Origin of the sequence: Exiguobacterium sp. s127 (assembly GCF_018618695.1) — a bacterium.
Taxonomy (GTDB): domain Bacteria; phylum Bacillota; class Bacilli; order Exiguobacteriales; family Exiguobacteriaceae; genus Exiguobacterium_A; species Exiguobacterium_A oxidotolerans.
Window position 1 is genome coordinate 1 of the sequence record NZ_JACSMO010000011.1, and the last position, 15,757, is coordinate 15,757.

The 15,757-nt window shown below is 42.1% G+C and carries 11 protein-coding genes and 1 pseudogene; 8 read left to right on the forward strand and 4 right to left on the reverse strand.

Annotated elements, in window-relative coordinates:
* Positions 1–499 precede the first annotated feature (499 nt).
* The 3 genes and pseudogenes from KNP98_RS13060 to KNP98_RS13070 all read left to right on the forward strand — a co-directional run.
* On the forward strand, positions 500–1,516 hold the full coding sequence (locus KNP98_RS13060; protein ID WP_214811726.1) for a tyrosine-type recombinase/integrase: 1,017 nt from the start codon (positions 500–502) through the stop codon (positions 1,514–1,516).
* 206 nt (positions 1,517–1,722) lie between these two features.
* Positions 1,723–2,082, forward strand: a complete 360-nt coding sequence (locus KNP98_RS13065) for a hypothetical protein (RefSeq protein WP_214811729.1) — start codon at positions 1,723–1,725, stop codon at positions 2,080–2,082.
* 328 nt (positions 2,083–2,410) lie between these two features.
* Positions 2,411–3,683: pseudogene (locus tag KNP98_RS13070) on the forward strand (IS1182 family transposase); the annotation flags it as partial.
* A 374-nt stretch (positions 3,684–4,057) separates the two neighbouring features.
* Here KNP98_RS13070 and KNP98_RS13075 read toward each other — a convergent pair.
* Both KNP98_RS13075 and KNP98_RS13080 read right to left on the reverse strand, forming a co-directional pair.
* Positions 4,058–5,194, reverse strand: a complete 1,137-nt coding sequence (locus KNP98_RS13075; RefSeq protein ID WP_214811731.1) for a hypothetical protein — start codon at positions 5,192–5,194, stop codon at positions 4,058–4,060.
* A gap of 1 nt (position 5,195) precedes the next feature.
* On the reverse strand, positions 5,196–7,142 hold the full coding sequence (locus KNP98_RS13080; RefSeq protein ID WP_214811733.1) for an AAA family ATPase: 1,947 nt from the start codon (positions 7,140–7,142) through the stop codon (positions 5,196–5,198).
* A gap of 949 nt (positions 7,143–8,091) precedes the next feature.
* On the opposite strand from KNP98_RS13080, the gene KNP98_RS16095 reads away from it, so the two are divergent.
* The gene (locus KNP98_RS16095) at positions 8,092–8,262 is read left to right on the forward strand and encodes a DinB family protein (protein ID WP_251135189.1); all 171 of its coding nucleotides are present in this window, start codon (positions 8,092–8,094) and stop codon (positions 8,260–8,262) included.
* Between the two features lie 55 nt (positions 8,263–8,317).
* Positions 8,318–8,443, forward strand: coding sequence for a DinB family protein (locus tag KNP98_RS16100; RefSeq protein ID WP_353048595.1), 126 nt, complete (start codon positions 8,318–8,320; stop codon positions 8,441–8,443).
* A gap of 83 nt (positions 8,444–8,526) precedes the next feature.
* On the opposite strand, the gene KNP98_RS13090 is transcribed toward KNP98_RS16100, so the two are convergent.
* Both KNP98_RS13090 and KNP98_RS13095 read right to left on the reverse strand, forming a co-directional pair.
* Entirely contained in the window at positions 8,527–8,793 is a 267-nt protein-coding gene (locus KNP98_RS13090; protein ID WP_214811735.1) for a hypothetical protein, read from the reverse strand.
* 12 nt (positions 8,794–8,805) lie between these two features.
* On the reverse strand, positions 8,806–10,329 hold the full coding sequence (locus KNP98_RS13095; protein ID WP_214811737.1) for a MutH/Sau3AI family endonuclease: 1,524 nt from the start codon (positions 10,327–10,329) through the stop codon (positions 8,806–8,808).
* 213 nt (positions 10,330–10,542) lie between these two features.
* Here KNP98_RS13095 and KNP98_RS13100 point away from each other — a divergent pair, with 213 nt between their 5' ends.
* From KNP98_RS13100 to KNP98_RS13110, 3 genes are all read left to right on the forward strand, one after another.
* Positions 10,543–12,534, forward strand: a complete 1,992-nt coding sequence (locus KNP98_RS13100; RefSeq protein WP_214811739.1) for a hypothetical protein — start codon at positions 10,543–10,545, stop codon at positions 12,532–12,534.
* Positions 12,535–13,622: 1,088 nt separating this feature from the next.
* Positions 13,623–15,056 (forward strand): hypothetical protein, encoded by a 1,434-nt coding sequence (locus KNP98_RS13105; RefSeq protein WP_214811740.1) that lies wholly within the window; start codon positions 13,623–13,625, stop codon positions 15,054–15,056.
* 252 nt (positions 15,057–15,308) lie between these two features.
* The gene (locus KNP98_RS13110; protein ID WP_214811743.1) at positions 15,309–15,644 is read left to right on the forward strand and encodes a hypothetical protein; all 336 of its coding nucleotides are present in this window, start codon (positions 15,309–15,311) and stop codon (positions 15,642–15,644) included.
* Positions 15,645–15,757 lie beyond the last annotated feature (113 nt).

Here is a 15,757-nt window from a genome sequence, read left to right on the forward strand (position 1 = left end):
TCCCTCGGTAAGACGTCGTCAGGACCGCTCCACTGCACCCCCTTTCGGAATTGGCGCACCTCATCCTCCCTCGCCTTCGTCACCTTAGGTGAACTTGTCATCATGGACGAATTGTCTCATTTAAAGGAGAATACTTATTAATATGAGACGAAGAATATTTCATGATCTCTCAATCCATCATGAGGTGTTGCTCGTGCGCCACAAGACGTCACCACCCCATTCAGGACCACAGAATACTCATAATCGTGTTATGTCAACTTTATTCCCTATTTTAATTTACTTGTGATAATTAGACATTATCACAAGTATTTGTATGTTATAATATTTATATACATTCAAAATATGACATCTTATAACATGGATTAAATGGATTAAAACGTACATATATCAGTCATAATTCAATGTAATACAAGATAAATGACGGATTTCACGGCATATGACGCAGCAGACGGCCCGAAAGAGGAAGCGTCGACGACCGACGAGGATGGAGGAGAAGGGGATGGAGAACGACACACGAGGATTGGTGACGAGGGAAGAGGCGGCGCTGGCGTTCGCGGACAGCCGGGAGAAGCTGCTGGCCGTGCTCGCGGACGACCACCTGAACATGGAGGCGCTGAGCGACCTCGAGATCTTCGAGCTGTTCTGGGCGACGGAGCTGTTCCCGATCTATAGCCAAAAAAGCCCGCACACGAAGCGGGCCTACAAGCAGGACCTCGACTATGTCCTGCGCTTCTTCGTGACGAAGACCGAGGGCGTCAAGCGGCTGACGATCCTCAACCTGCACGAGTACCTGAAGGACGTCCACGACCAGTACGCGCCGCGGACGGTCAAGCGGCGCAACGCCATGCTGCGGCGCTTCCTTCGCTTCCTGCACGTCAACGACTATCACGCGCGAGACCTGTCGCTGCAGGTGAAGGACCAGATGAAGCCGGAGCCGCTCCGCCGCGAGATCGACTTCGACGAGATGGAGGCAATCGCCCTCGCCTTCCGCCACACGGTGAAGCAGAAAAAGAACCGCGAGCTGTTGCAGCTGCGGAACGAGACGATGGGCTATCTATTGTTAACGACAGGGATGCGTGCTTCTGAATTACTAGCACTCCAGTTCAGTCATGTTCATGAAACTCACTCCATGAACTATATCGAATTTAAAGGAAAACGCGAAAAATGGCGTCGTATTCCTTTGACTCAAAAATCAATTCACCTTATACAGCGTCTAAAAGAGTTAATGCAAATCGAAGATGTAAGAAATCCTTATCTTTGTTTCAATATAAAAGCTAAAGATGTTTCTATTTCATATGAAGCATTAAGACTTATTGCTCAATCGGCCTCTTCCCAATTGACGTCACAAAACACTTCACCCCATTGGTTTCGACGTTCTTTCATTACAAAATTATTAGTAAATAACCTCTCCCTGTACGAAGTCATGAATATCTCGGGGCACGAATCAATTAATACAACCAATAATTACTTACAAGATTTAAAAAAGGGTTCTATATCAAGTCTTCCTTTTGAGTAAAAATCGGATAATAATGAAAAAAATCATTATTATCCGATTTTTACTATAATATTTAATGAAAACACATGAATAAAATTACTTCATTTCTATTTTTCAAGATTAATACCTTAAATCTTTTTCAAATTGTATAATTGTTCAAAAGAAAGTACGAGAAACGAAGATATAACTTAGAGTACTAATTCGCTTGCCAAAGGAGAAAAACAATAATGAGTAATGAACACTTAAAATCATCAATTATGAATTTAATGAACTTTTATAAGAAAAATGTAACTTTTGCTGAAATCGAAAGACTACTTAATAATCAAAAAATTTCAGTCAACGGATCATACAGATTTTATTTTCCAGGAAACCAAAGTATTATAATTTGGGAAGGTATGTCTGAAGAATTTGCACAAGCTTTAGAAGAGTTGATTTTCGTTGATAAAGTTATCACTCTAAAAGTATCTCATGAAAAATATTATTTTTTGGATGGAAAAGTTTTGAATCTAAAGCCTACTTACAATTTTAAAGGCATATATAAAAAAGAACGTTGGCTACCTACTTTTATTGAATTAGGCAGTATATGATTTTAAATAAGTTTTATCTCTATTTTCTCATTTATTTAGCTAATTTATAAATATATATTATTTGATAAGCATTAAATTATTAATCAAAATAATTAATAATTATTTTAGACTGAATACAGAGTGCAATTTTTTTCTAACGAAAAGGATTGTGCTTTTTGTTAGTATCGATTATTCCTGAGACTATCTTCTCCATAGGGTCGCTACTGCGTGTTTTTCTCTGGGAATTGATTTCTAGGAAAAAACACGCTTCTTTGGTCCTTTTTCGGGACATAAAAAAGTAGAAAAGAAGAAGGAGGAAAACTTTTTATTATTAGTAGGAGATGTCACCATCATAATAGAACAACTGAACGCGCAAGCTTATCTTGTCCCAAAAATCGATGCAATCATTGATGTCGACTTCATTTATCGTGCCATAGAGAAGTTGTATAGTGAAACCAAGTGTCGACCACGTTCTGTTAAGCAAGGTAGCTTTTTCAATATGTATTCGGAATTCATGTTATAAAAGAGATTGAGACCAACATGGCATATCGTTGGTTTTTAGGTCTTGGTATGGATGAGAAGTTGTTGCACTTCTCTACGTTCGGCCAAAAACTACGTCCGGCGTTTTCAGATACAGACGTCTTTGAGAGTATTTTTTATCAAATCCTCACGCAAGGAGTCGAATCCGGGTTCCTGGACCCGTCGGTCCTCTTCATTGACTCCACCCACATCAAAGCAAACGCGAACAAGCGGAAGTAATAAGAAGAAGTTCGTTCGACTCACCGCACAACAGTACAAAAAAGAACTAGATCAAGAAGTCAACGAGGAGCGGATTTCGCACCAAAATAAGCCCTTCACCCCCAAGATGAAGAAAGCTGAAGAACACGAGACGAAGGAGAGTGCGACAGATCCGGAGAGTGGCTATTACGTGAAGGGGGAGCGTGAAAAATAATTCACTTATTCGTGCCATACTGTCTGTGATTGCATGGCTTCGTCCTCGGGATGATTGTAGCGCCCGGAAGTGTCCACGATAGTATCGTCTTTCCAGCACTTCTTCAAGCTGTCACGCACCATTTCGGACAACCATTCGCAGTCGTCGCCGACTCTGCCTATAAAACTTTTCCCATCGGCCATCATCTTCTCAAACAAGGCATTTTATCCATCTTCCCCTACACGCCCCAGAGGGGTGAAAGGAATGTTAAAAACAAAAGACTTTTATTATGACGAACATTATGACTGTTATTTATGTTAAAACAATCAAGTTCTCCGTTATCGAACGACGACGCGAGACGGGTACCATGAATATGTCTCGAATCCTTTTGTGTGTGAGACATGTCCTCTTCTCTCCCAATGTACTCAGAGTCGCGACCGCAGAAAAGTCATCCATCGCCATCTCTGCCAAGAGGAGATGGATGAAGTGGAGCATCTCAGACATACAGTAGTGAATCGTGTGTTGCAAAAGCCTCAGGAAACAATTGAGCGTGTCTTCACGGACACCAAAGAGAAGCATGGCATGCGTTGGAGCCGCTATCTAGGTCTGAAAAAAAACGACGCTTCAAGCGATGCTTACTTTCATTGCCTTGAACCTCAAAAAGCTTGAGAATTGGTCCTGGGAATCCCCCGGGAATCCATTTCTTCACTACGTTTTAATAGGGAGTACATACAACAAACCCTCATTTCACTTACGAAGTGAGGGTTTGTCTACAATCTATGAATTCCATCTCTTCGAGAAGAAACTCTATCTCTCGCCGACGGTAGATTTTTAGGAAGCAGTGAGATTCTTGCCTATACCATGGCGGACCGGACAATCAGGAAGCTAAACGAGAAAGCCCGACCACCCTTTCACTCTGATCAAGGTCGGCATCATCAATATCAATGCTACACAAGAACGAGATTACGCAAAGTACGTTAAGTAAGAGCAAATACATCTAATATTCTTCTATCGTTTTACAATATAGTATGAAAGAATGACAGGATACAAAATAACTTCTTTTTTTTAATTTCGAACTACTAAATCGTAAATTAGCTTGGATAATGGTCTTTTATGAAATTTGCTCTCATCCATTTCTATCCCATATAAAAATAAATCTCTTTCACTTGGTGTTAGCTTCATCTCATCAAATAAATTATTTATAGAATTTATGTAAGAATCACTGTACGCGGTTTTCTTATATAAAACTTCGCTAATTGTTATTTTATGACTATTATAAAGTTCTTTTATCCTAAATAAATCAATATGACTATCGTATTCTTTCGAACCCCTCATTTCTAACTCGAAATCTAAAGATTCTCCAATAAATACTTTTAGTGTGGAATTTGATTTTATGCTATAAGAAAAATACAATTCGTCATAATTAACTACTTTTTGAAAAGGATTAATAGGTTCAGCATATATATTGGACTTAAATTTTGAGTTACAGATTTGACATGATGGAACGAAGTTAAATAAATTGAGTGACAGTAACGCAAAATATTGTTTTGGATAATAATGATCAAGATCTCCAGTAGAATATTCCTTTTTATTTTTTGTAAATTTAGAAATATAATTTCTATTACAATATGGACATACCTCAGTATCTAATCGAATCATAATTTTGTCTCTCATTCTTGCTTCTTCATTCGATTCCTTATCTTCACTTATTATCGAATAACCTATTATAGAGTCTAATTCCTTATTCAACTCAATTAAAGCGTTTTTTATTTTAGAAACTAGTTTATTTAATTCGCTAGTATTAGTAACGCATCTTTGAACTTCAGCATCGTCAATGTTGATCAAAAATTGAGACTGTATTCGTATGTTTTCGATGTACTTTCTTCTCCACTCAGTTCGTTCTATTGTATGCAAAGGCTTACAATCATTTTCTATTCGATATCTGTGCTTATAAATAAGCATAGATAATGAAAAATATTCATTAATTATTTTATATTTTGTAAGCAAATCTTCAATGGGAGTTTTTAAAATGTCTAAAATTAAGCTTTCTAAATCTGAAGAAATATCTATTAAAAACTTTAATCCATTGAAATTTGAATTTTTTAAAGCGCTATCAATAATACTTGCAGTAATTAGAGGATACATATCTTCAGCATAATCGTCTTTGAAAGCGAATAACTTTTGAATATCCAAATTTATCAATTTATAGTTCCTCCTCTAACTTCTTCAGCTCTTTTAAATACAATTCCCTTAGTTCAGATTGATCACCTGTGTTATTCAGCTCTCTTAAATGCCATTCCCTTAGTTCATTAATAGCAGATTGATTATCTGTAAAGGTTCTAATAGTGTTGTTATTTAGATAGTTTGTTATTTTTCTTTGTATGATTGTATCGTCAATAAGATTAATTTTCTTCCGAACTTCTTCGATACTGTCTAATATATAAGTAACTTTTTCTCTTTTTTCCCCCTCTCTTAAATCATTTGAATTATTAAATTGATTGATTTCATTAGTAATAAATTTTACTGTATTCACAATTCCATTAAAGTAGTTATTTGCGTATTCGCCTATTGAATTATCCATAAAAAATGTATTTTTTATCAAATCATAATGATTACTCATAAGACCAAAATTTGCTTCAGTGATTATCCGTTGATTATTAGAACTATTTATATCAATACACATGATTGATTCTTTTGGTAAATCGGAAGCCATGAACGGTGAGTGTGAAGTGATGATTACTTGAACAGTAAATCCTTCGACATGCTTATTTAAGGTATTCATTAAATTATTGATATACCTTCTCGACCATTCTGGATGAAAATTCATATCAGGTTCGTCAAGTAAAAGTATAATATGTTTTATTCTAGGTTTATCTTTAATAGATTTTAAAGTGGTAATTATCGTTGAGAAATGCTTTAAATATTGTAACTCTCCACTGCTTAAATGTTTAAAACGAATTTCTAATGGAAAATTATCTTTTTGATTTTTCAGTTCATCTAGTTCATGAACTAATTTTCTTACACTTTCTACGTTTGTACTTTCTCTTAGTTCGTAAATAATCTCATCTGATTGAAAATACTCTTCGTTGATATTGTCTAAAAGATTAATAATTTTCTTATAACGATGATATTCAAAATTTGGTTTTTTTCTCATCACTTGAAAAGTATGATCTCCCAATAAATTTAAATACCATTCTTTTATTATTTGGAAATTAATATCTTCATTTATTAATTTATTATATGTATTAGTAAATTTCTTGTTTTCACTGATTAGTTCACTTGCCTCTTTATTCGACTCTAATTCATAAGAAAGTACTTCTTCGAAAAACGATATAATAAATTTTTGTTTTTCATTGAAGTTTTTCTTATAATTTAATAATGAATTATATTCTTCAGTTATTCCTTGTATTGACTTTAATTTCGAAAAAATGAATTCACTTTTCTGATCATCTGATTTATCAATAAGTGATATTCTCGAGACTCGCATCTGTACATTTTTTGCAAGAAAATCTTCTTCTTTATAAATCGAGTCATCTGATAATAAATTAAAAATATCAGCCATGTTTGGTGAGGTTATATAATTCCTTCTAAACCCATTGTCGATATTATTCAATAAATCCATATTATAAGTACTAAACCATTCTTCAGAGTGCGAGTTTATGTAATAAAAATAATTTAAAGACTGTAACTGTTCTTCTTCTGTTCTATGTGTAGAAAAAATTACTTCTCCTTTTTTATTTATATTAAATTCAGCATATCTATACTTATCTTCTTTTTGACTTGGAGAAATTTGTACTCGAGGTATATAATTATGGTTTCCTTCAACTATAAATTGATTGTTATTTAGTCGATATATAGTAAACCATTTGTTTGAAGGACTTTCTTTTAAGTAATTCAACTTATCGATTTCATTCATACCTAAGATGTTTACTATGGTAGATTTCCCGCTTCCATTTTTACCAATTATAAGATTTATATTCGAAACAACATTGTTTTCAATAAATTTGATTTCATTATTTTTTTTTATAATATTTAGTTTGTTATTTTTCGGGTTGTAAATTACATTATAATCCATACTAAAATTAACACCTTGCTCAATAAAAATATTATTAATATTACTCATATATAGATATATTAATTCTTTTTCCATTTACATCACCTCATAAAAATTTTATCAAATTTTACAATTACCATAAAACAAATTTTCTTCGAGCGGACAAATGAAGTCACTTTTTCATAACGAGTCGAATATGAAGAAGTTCTATAGCTACATACGACTCAATTACTTTCCGGTAAACCACGATATTTTTCTCTGACAAAACTGCGTATGATAGACAGAAATTGATGATGTAATACCTTTTGTTGAGGAAAATCAGGAGAACATAACGCGCTCCAGTTTCTTTAACAATCGGCCAATGGTGTAGTACGTGTGGAGTATCGATTTTACTGGGTCTTGGGAACGCTGACCGTTAGTTAGTCATCGAACTGTAATAGAGCAAGTCGACCTCGACTGCGTCGTTTATCTTAGTACGGTACCATCTAGTTGATGATGTCAACGAAATTTTGATAGCATAATCGTACCTGGATGTCCTTTATCAGCTCCATGATTTAGATAGCATTGAATTAATGTCCCTACTTTGAAAAGTCCATCTTCTTGACCACCCCGCTTTTCTGCTGGACAGGCGTGATGATAAGCTCTTACTCTGTCGTCTCCAGAAACGCTTGACTACGCTTCCCGTTTCCTCCTCTGTCATCTACCATAATTTTCGTCTCCAATGAAAATCGTATGCCCCTGCTTGTCTGTATTGAACGTCAACAAGACTTACATCATCTCCTGGAACCAATGATGTACCTGACTCTACCAAGTTTTCTCTACCCGTTCCAGTAAGTCGATGATATCCGGTAATATCAGCTCCAACGTAAGTTCTTTTCAATCCTACTCGGACTCTGGTCAGGTATCGTGACTATAAGTCCCCTCTATTTGTAGGACGCCCTAAGGAATGAAGCAAAAAAATTGTGGATCTTTATGAGGAATGTATGACAATCGGCTGTCATATATCCTTCTTCATAATATGAATCGAGGACAGATTGGAATGGCGATGCAGGCAATATTAGAACATATTGCTTCTTTACCAGCTGACACCCTAATCAAGGAAGTAAAACGTTCTTATTCCAGCATCGCAAAGTCGTTCAGTCATATCCATGTTGTGGATACGATATGGCTGAAGGTCCTAAAAGGCACAGGTTGCAGGAGTCGTTCAGACAGTTAGCAGCTTCTTATCGTTTCCTCATCGAAATACCTCCATCGAAGAAATACTTTTATACATAGCGAACCAAGGGAGCTACCATCGTGGTAACATCATGACCATGCTCAGACAGCTGTATGAGACCTCGATTATGATGGATTATTCATTGTTCTGGTATGTAGACATGAAGCAAGAAAATCAATGAGGTCAAAAATAACTTTCATCCTGAGTCGATGACACTGGAAATGACAGAAAAAAGTATGCATTTATCTTTAGAATCTGACAACCTCATTCTTCGATGCCGAATTTGTCCGCATGTATTCCTTCGGGAGCGAATCGGATGGTATGAGAACCTTCTTCCTCGTCCTCGGCTGTGAATGTCCATTCATTGGAGACATCGACAAAATCAAATTCCAATCGATGTCCGAAATGTGGAGTAAGTCTCTTGACTACATATTCCGTCATTTCATAGACAGACTCTCCAACTGCTTCGATTTCCCCAAGCTCGAATTCATTCCCGTCACTCGACAAGACATCATTCATCATTTGTTTCATGACCAATCCCCCTTACTCATAGATACTATCCAGGTACGCAGCGTGACTGCAATAGACCTTTTCGAACTCTCTAGAATAATGATGATTACTACGATTCACGATGGTGATTAAATCATCCTCTGTCATCCCGATGGCGAGCAGCGCTGATGCTTTCGATTGAAGTTCTTCCATCGATATGATTCCGTCCTCCCCCATCAACCATTCCATGAACGAATCCGCATCTGGCTTCTTGAGTGCCTTGATGAAAACGTTCGACTTCCCGATGCGTAGACTCTTGAGTACACCGACACGTAGAAGGATGCTCTCATAGAACAGGTCCTCGAAACCGATTTCTTCGAGTGGATGAGTGAAGCCGTCCTTACGCAACGATACGAGCGTGAAGAACTCATCTTTGGCTACATACGATTCGATCGTCTCTCGATAATCCGAGATGTCCTTCTCCGAGACGCCGGCGCGTGAGAGACAGCGGTCCGTGATGTAGAATCCTTTGTCGAGGAGGATCAGCCGCGCATGTCGCTCCAGGTTCTTCAACAGTCGTCCGGCAATGTCCTTGCGGAGGACCCGATGCTGCTCGGTGCGGACATAGTCGTTCGAGAAGATGAGTTGCTCGAGGTACGCCGTCGAGTTCGGATAACGAAGTCGGACCGCGAGTTGATCATCGACCCTATAACCGAGCAGCTCCGCATCAGCTGCCGTCAGCCGTTGCTTGTCATACGACGGTACTGTCTGACAGATGATGTCCACGAAATCCTCGATGGGATAGCCGTCCTCTATCAGGTCGGACTGGATTGCTGCCACATGCCTCGCCTTTAAGTCCGTCCGACTCCCTTCCTTCTTCGTGCAGATGATTGTCTTCCGTTCATGGATGTCCTTCACCAAGTCAGAGATGTAGCTGGCGTTGAACCAATATCCTTGCTTCGTGATGGCGCGTCCGTCCGGTAGCGAGCATAGGTCCGCGGCGTTCGATGCCTTCGTTTTCGCATGGAGGACCCGGTTCTCGTCCTGCTTCGGAAGGTTGTTCTTCATGACCATCTTGCTCTTCTGCTGGACCGGCGTGATGACGATGCCTTCCTCGGTCGTATCCCTCACCTGTCTCCAGAACCGTTTGACGGAACCTTCCAACTCCTTCTCCGACATCGACCACAACTTATCCCCGATGAAGATTGTACGTCCTTGTTTGTCCGTCCGAAACGTCAACAGGACGAACACCGTCTCCTTGAATCGACGATATACCTGACTCTCCTGCCAAGGCTTTTCGACCCATTCCAGGAAGTCGATGGTGTCCAGGGACATCAGCTCCTTCGGTCGTCCCTTCTCGGTCAGGTTGATCGTACGGATTGAGAGCTCTAGTTTTCCGGATTCTGCTCGGAGATGCTCCACCTGGTCCTTCACCGACTCCAACATGCGACTCGCCACGTTCGTCAGACGTGCCTTGCTCTTGTTGAGATCTGGATTCAGTCCGTATGCTCTCGATATCTCCTCTAGGTCCATCCCTACGAGTTCGTGGAAAAGTAAATCGTTCTTATTCTGGTTCATTCTTATGACATCCTTTCATCGATGGAAGGTACAAACCCTCCCCATTAGTCCTATACATCCATTATATGACTTTATATGAGAAAAGTAACGCTAGTGTCTTGAAAATCCTGTCATCGTACTCGGATTGATATGGTCGTCCTTTCGTCTACGAATTATAATCAATGCATAGGATGTTTCATTTCTCGATACTTCTTTCTGATGAGGAGGGTAAACATGAACACCATAGGACAACCTGAAGGATGGAGTGCATACGAACTGCTCGGATTGATGCATCGTGAGATCGAGTCGCTAGGCGTCAGCGGCTATACGGCACTCCGTTCTCTATGCGAGATTGGCGTCAGGCTTGATGACGTGTTGGATCCAGTCATCCGTAGCCACATCCCCTTGTCTCCTGAGAAATCCAAGGTCCTCTTTCGGATGGTCGATGACCTCGGTGCAGAGAATTGCCGTGAGCTATGCAGCCGGGCGAATCTCTATCACCTGACGATATCCCAGGTGCATCCCATCCCCTACACCGTGATCGAGTCGTTACTCCTGAGACGAGGCTTCATGCTCGCCGATTTCTCTTCGATGTCGTTCCTCGAGTTTCGTGAACAGACACGTGGCGAAGGATCATCTACTCTCTATCGGAACATCATCGGTGCCATCGAGGAGCTCGGCCTGTTCGATGAGAACCAGACGTTCCTGGCGGATGATGTACAGGATGGGCTCAACGTCATTCTTTTCCCAGGTGAAGGAAGGGACGATGAACTCTATCCACTCGATTCCGTCATCTACCAGAATGACGTCGAAGATGGACTTCTTCGATATCTGGACGAAGGAGAACAGTCTGGCACCATTTCCCTCGAGACGTTACGCTCCCTCGTGAAGGGATTGCCGAACGATAAGATTTTAGAGAACCACCTTTTTGGTAGAACGTTCGCGACATATTCGCTAAACCGGACCTTGTTCCAGACGGTCTTCGCCGTCCCTGATCGCGTCGACCGTTATCTCGAGCTCCTCCATGGGCGTGGGGTGCAGAATACGCTCTCCATGGATTTCGTTGACATCCTGGATGCCGGTCAATTGTCACGTTTCCTTCGCGTGCGTAACGCTTATGTCTGTCCCTCCACTAGCATGGTCCGACATTACGATGTCGAGAACATCCTGCTCTCTTTGACGGAGGATCGTCACTCCCCTATCGACGAAATGGTCATCGGGAGGGATGCGAAGCGGATGTCGATCGTCGTCAATCCGCATGGACACATGGACACCTTGGGGATTACGAAGGAGCGGGTTAAGGACGCCGTCCGGTCCTCCACCTACCTTCTTCGTGCCGAAGGATACGTCCGCCGTCTGAGGGTGCCCTATGCTAGGGACATACTCTCGGGTTTACTATCAGATAAGTTGAAGGGATTACGCGGTGTGTTCACGCCCCGGATCATCTATGATCTATTATCCCCTGAGATCCGCACCCTCGACATCCAGTCACCGATGGAGCTGAGGCACATACTTGGACGGAAACATCCTTCTGATGAACTTCACGTCCTCTCTCGTGAAGAGATTGCCGTCCGGGTGAGGACGAGACGTGAATTCATCGAGGGATTAATAAGACTTCATCCCGAGTTCATCTCCGTCCACGATCTGGTCGAGAGAGCAGCTTCCTCCAGCGGTCATCGACGGGCTCATTGGGAACATCATCTCCGTTCCCTTCTACTCGATGACGTCTCGTACGTCGAGGTGGAGCCAGACGTCTACCTCCGTGTGTCCAGGTTGTCCGATTCCGGCTTGTCCCTTTCAGAACTTGAAGGGTATGTCTCATGGCTTCTCGAGATGTTACCTTATGAGGAGTTCATCAGTTCCTCGATGGCAGCGGGCTTGGGGCGAGGACATGCGGTCTATCGATTAGGTTTTGATTCCACCTTCTTCGAGAGCTTGTTGCGCAGGAGCCCCTTGCTTCGTACACTGTACGTTCCCGGAGGCACCGTCTACTATCGGAACCGGAGACAAACCCGTCATTCGGTCGAGTACTTCCTGTCCTCACATGTCGAGGATGGCGAGGCGATTGATGACTACCTCCATCGCCTGGAGGAACGATATGGTTTCCTCCTCGCGAAGGAGCAAGCGCTTCGAACCCTTAAGAACACCGAGATATACGTATCAGAAGAACTCGCACGACTCTTCTCTGACAAGGATTCTTTTTTCCGATATGTATATGGGAGTTGAACACAAAAAAGTATGCGCCGGCGCATACTTTTTTCATTCTCACTCTCATCCTCCTCGTTCTCGCATGTATATACCTTCATGACACCCTCCACTCTTCGCCTGCCCCTAGAGTTAACGAACACATCGATCATGCCCGTGAGGACTACGTCTTTTTTTATGAGGCGATTGGAGATTTACTTGTTCAAGGATTGTCACGTAGACTCTCTTGAACGACATTCCGTTCATCTTCCTAATTCTATGTATCAATCCATCTGTCCGGTCCATTCTCACATCATTTCAACTTTAGAGAATTCAGAGACTCAACGATATGCGCCATCCTGTTTCACGTGAAACATTTCTCGGTAGGACCACCTATCTTCTTTTGGTTAGTGCTTGTCACTCCTCCGACGGCCCTCGCCTCAATTGATTAGTCACAGTGATGGAGATGAACGTCCTTTCTTCGTCTTGCTCGATTCGTGAAAAGGATTGACGACATACTCCTACCCTTGATAAAAGCTCTTATAATCCCCCGTGATAAATAAAATGTACATCATTATTATGGTATGTGAAATAAGAAAAAGTATGCGTCGGCGCATACTTTTTCCGTCCGCATCATGCATGGTGGTAATCCACGTTGTTGAAGGAGCCATTCGGATTTGATTCTTATCGCCAGCTGACCATGACGTCCAGCCAGACCAACTATCCCCTTTCCATCGTCACCCCATCGAATCGTTTATTTCGACATCTATGACATCTCTTAACGACCTCCTCTCTCTATTCAGTAGTTTTGATTTTAGGAACAAAAAAGTATGCGCCGGCGCATACTTTTTTGAAGGAGTAGACATAGGATTACATACTCGATGATTGTATCAAGAGATGATGAACGTGTGTCGAGCTGCATGATTCTTGATTCCTAAGATTTTATCTTCATAATGGTTCAACAAACTCAATATGAAATATCGATGTGGCAGGGCAGCGATGGTTTTTGATGCCTCCCTATAAATGTTTCTTCCGGAAAAGTATGCGCCGGCGCATACTTTTCTATCTGATTTCCCCGTGCATCGCATGACATGATATGCTAGATACATTGAAAAAGGGGGCGATGTACCATGGACAGTTCATCATCCGTCCAACACCGACAGCTCGTCGTTTCTCAGGCAGCAAAGACGCTGCTAGAGAACGACGTCACCGAACAACTCGCCTCGATCGACATCGTCGACGTCGAGGCATATGTCAATCAGCTATATGAGGAATGTTATGAGTTCCAGAACGAAGAGGACGTCTATACGAAGCTACGCTACTACTCGTTCAAGAAACTGAAGAGAAGATGGGTCAGGTCGGCCATCCGAAACTATGTCGAGAATAAAGGGCCGATGAAAGAGCTTAGGGGATTGCATAAGATGTATCTCGAGTTCTGGGAAATTTCAGGCAAGGAAGGCTTCCAACGAAAGTTCTCTGTCGACAGTGTCGAAGAACTCATGCAGGAACATATACGCGAGCTCGAGGAATGGGCCGAGAACAATAACCTCCTCATCCATACGTATCCGCATTGGGGACAGAAGACGAAGAACCAGCGGACGAGTACCATGCGGACCGACATCCTGATGGTCATCGGGGAAGTCGCGAAGGGTCTGAAGCGAGTGCAACCGAAGGCACACGTCGCGACGTCCACCTCAATCACCGTCCCGTTCTTCGGTCTGGCCGATCGCATGAAGAACACGACAGAGAAGTTTAATCAAGGGGAGGGGACGTTGACGGACCTCTCGCTCGACCTACACGATTACTCTGCCGTCGTGCCGAAATACAAGCAGGGCGTGCCGAACAATCTATCTGTCCTCGTCAGTAATGAGTTCCTCGCAGAACTCGACGGGAAAGTGCCCGACCTCGATTCACGTGATTTCGAGGCGTTCAACGAGATACTGTCCTACCGCGATTTGTCTTTCCAGACGAACCGGAAAATCGTGTTCCCGATTTCGAAGCTCGTCAAGAAGATTTACGGTAACGACAGCGGGAAAAGCTATGCCCTTACGACGCAGCGTCTCGTCAAGCTGGGATACTATCGGGTCGCGGTCCGTAACGAGGAGGGGGACCTCTCAATCTTCGGTCTGTTCTCCTCCGTCAAAATCAGTGGGGCGTCTGCCATACAGCGTGACACGCAGATCACCGTGACCGTCTCGGAGGAGGTCTACGACGATTTGCTCAAGCAACAAATCATCAGCATCTATGGGGAACAAATCGAACGACTGAAGGGGACGTTCGCCTATCATCTGTCGTTCGTCCTGCAGAAGGAACGTCTCAACTCCTTCCAGCTCAAGGAGGAGATGCCGGCGAAGCGGCACTGGCGACAGTTCACCCATTCCATCCGCTTCAACAAGAGTCGGAAGGCCGAGAATCTGAAGGAGCTCGAGACGAACCTCGATCGGATCAAGGATCTCGACTTCATCATCCAGGACTGGCATCGTTCAGGAGATTACTACTTCCTCTACTTCCATCCGCTCGAGAGGTGGGAACTCGACGATCGGAGCAACGTGCTCCTGCTTTGAGGAACCATTCCTATGTCGGGCCATCGTGATAAAAGTCGCGATATGTATCTGCCAAAAGATACACAGGTTATTGTCGATTTCAAGTGGATTGAACTTCATCTTCCTAGTCAGTACATCCATGGAATCATCGACTACTTAGTCTTAAAAGGATATATCCGCCCTCTTGTAATCATCTGCTAAACAGGAGCAAGCATTAGCTCGACCGTCATCGGTTACGTCAGGCACTACTACCTTATAAGGAGGAGTCCCCACATGATCAATCCAGAACACCTCACTGCCCTTCCCTACAAGGAGAAACTCTCTGAAGAAGAAATCCAGATGATTGAAGGACTACAGAAGAACCGTGCAGCAATCCAAGTCATCAACCGACTCACGTTCCGCTTCAGACGACTCAAAGAACAAGATATCCACTCCGCGACAGTGGATTTCGATGAAGAGTTTCCTCTGTTACATGAGAGCTTCGGTGAACCCCTCATCCGCTACTTCCGCTTGAAGGGGATTTCTGTCACGCGCGTCCCCCGCACAGGAGAAGAAGATCCTCTTAATACATTCGAGTATACTCTTCTCTTCGACTTCTCCTCACTTTAAGAAGAGCGTTTATTCGCAGAAACGCTAATCACTAACCCGACTACAGGGGGACGAGCATTTACATGAGATGTTCCTGTTGTTATTTTTCTCTTATAAAAGGTTGATGTATTCTC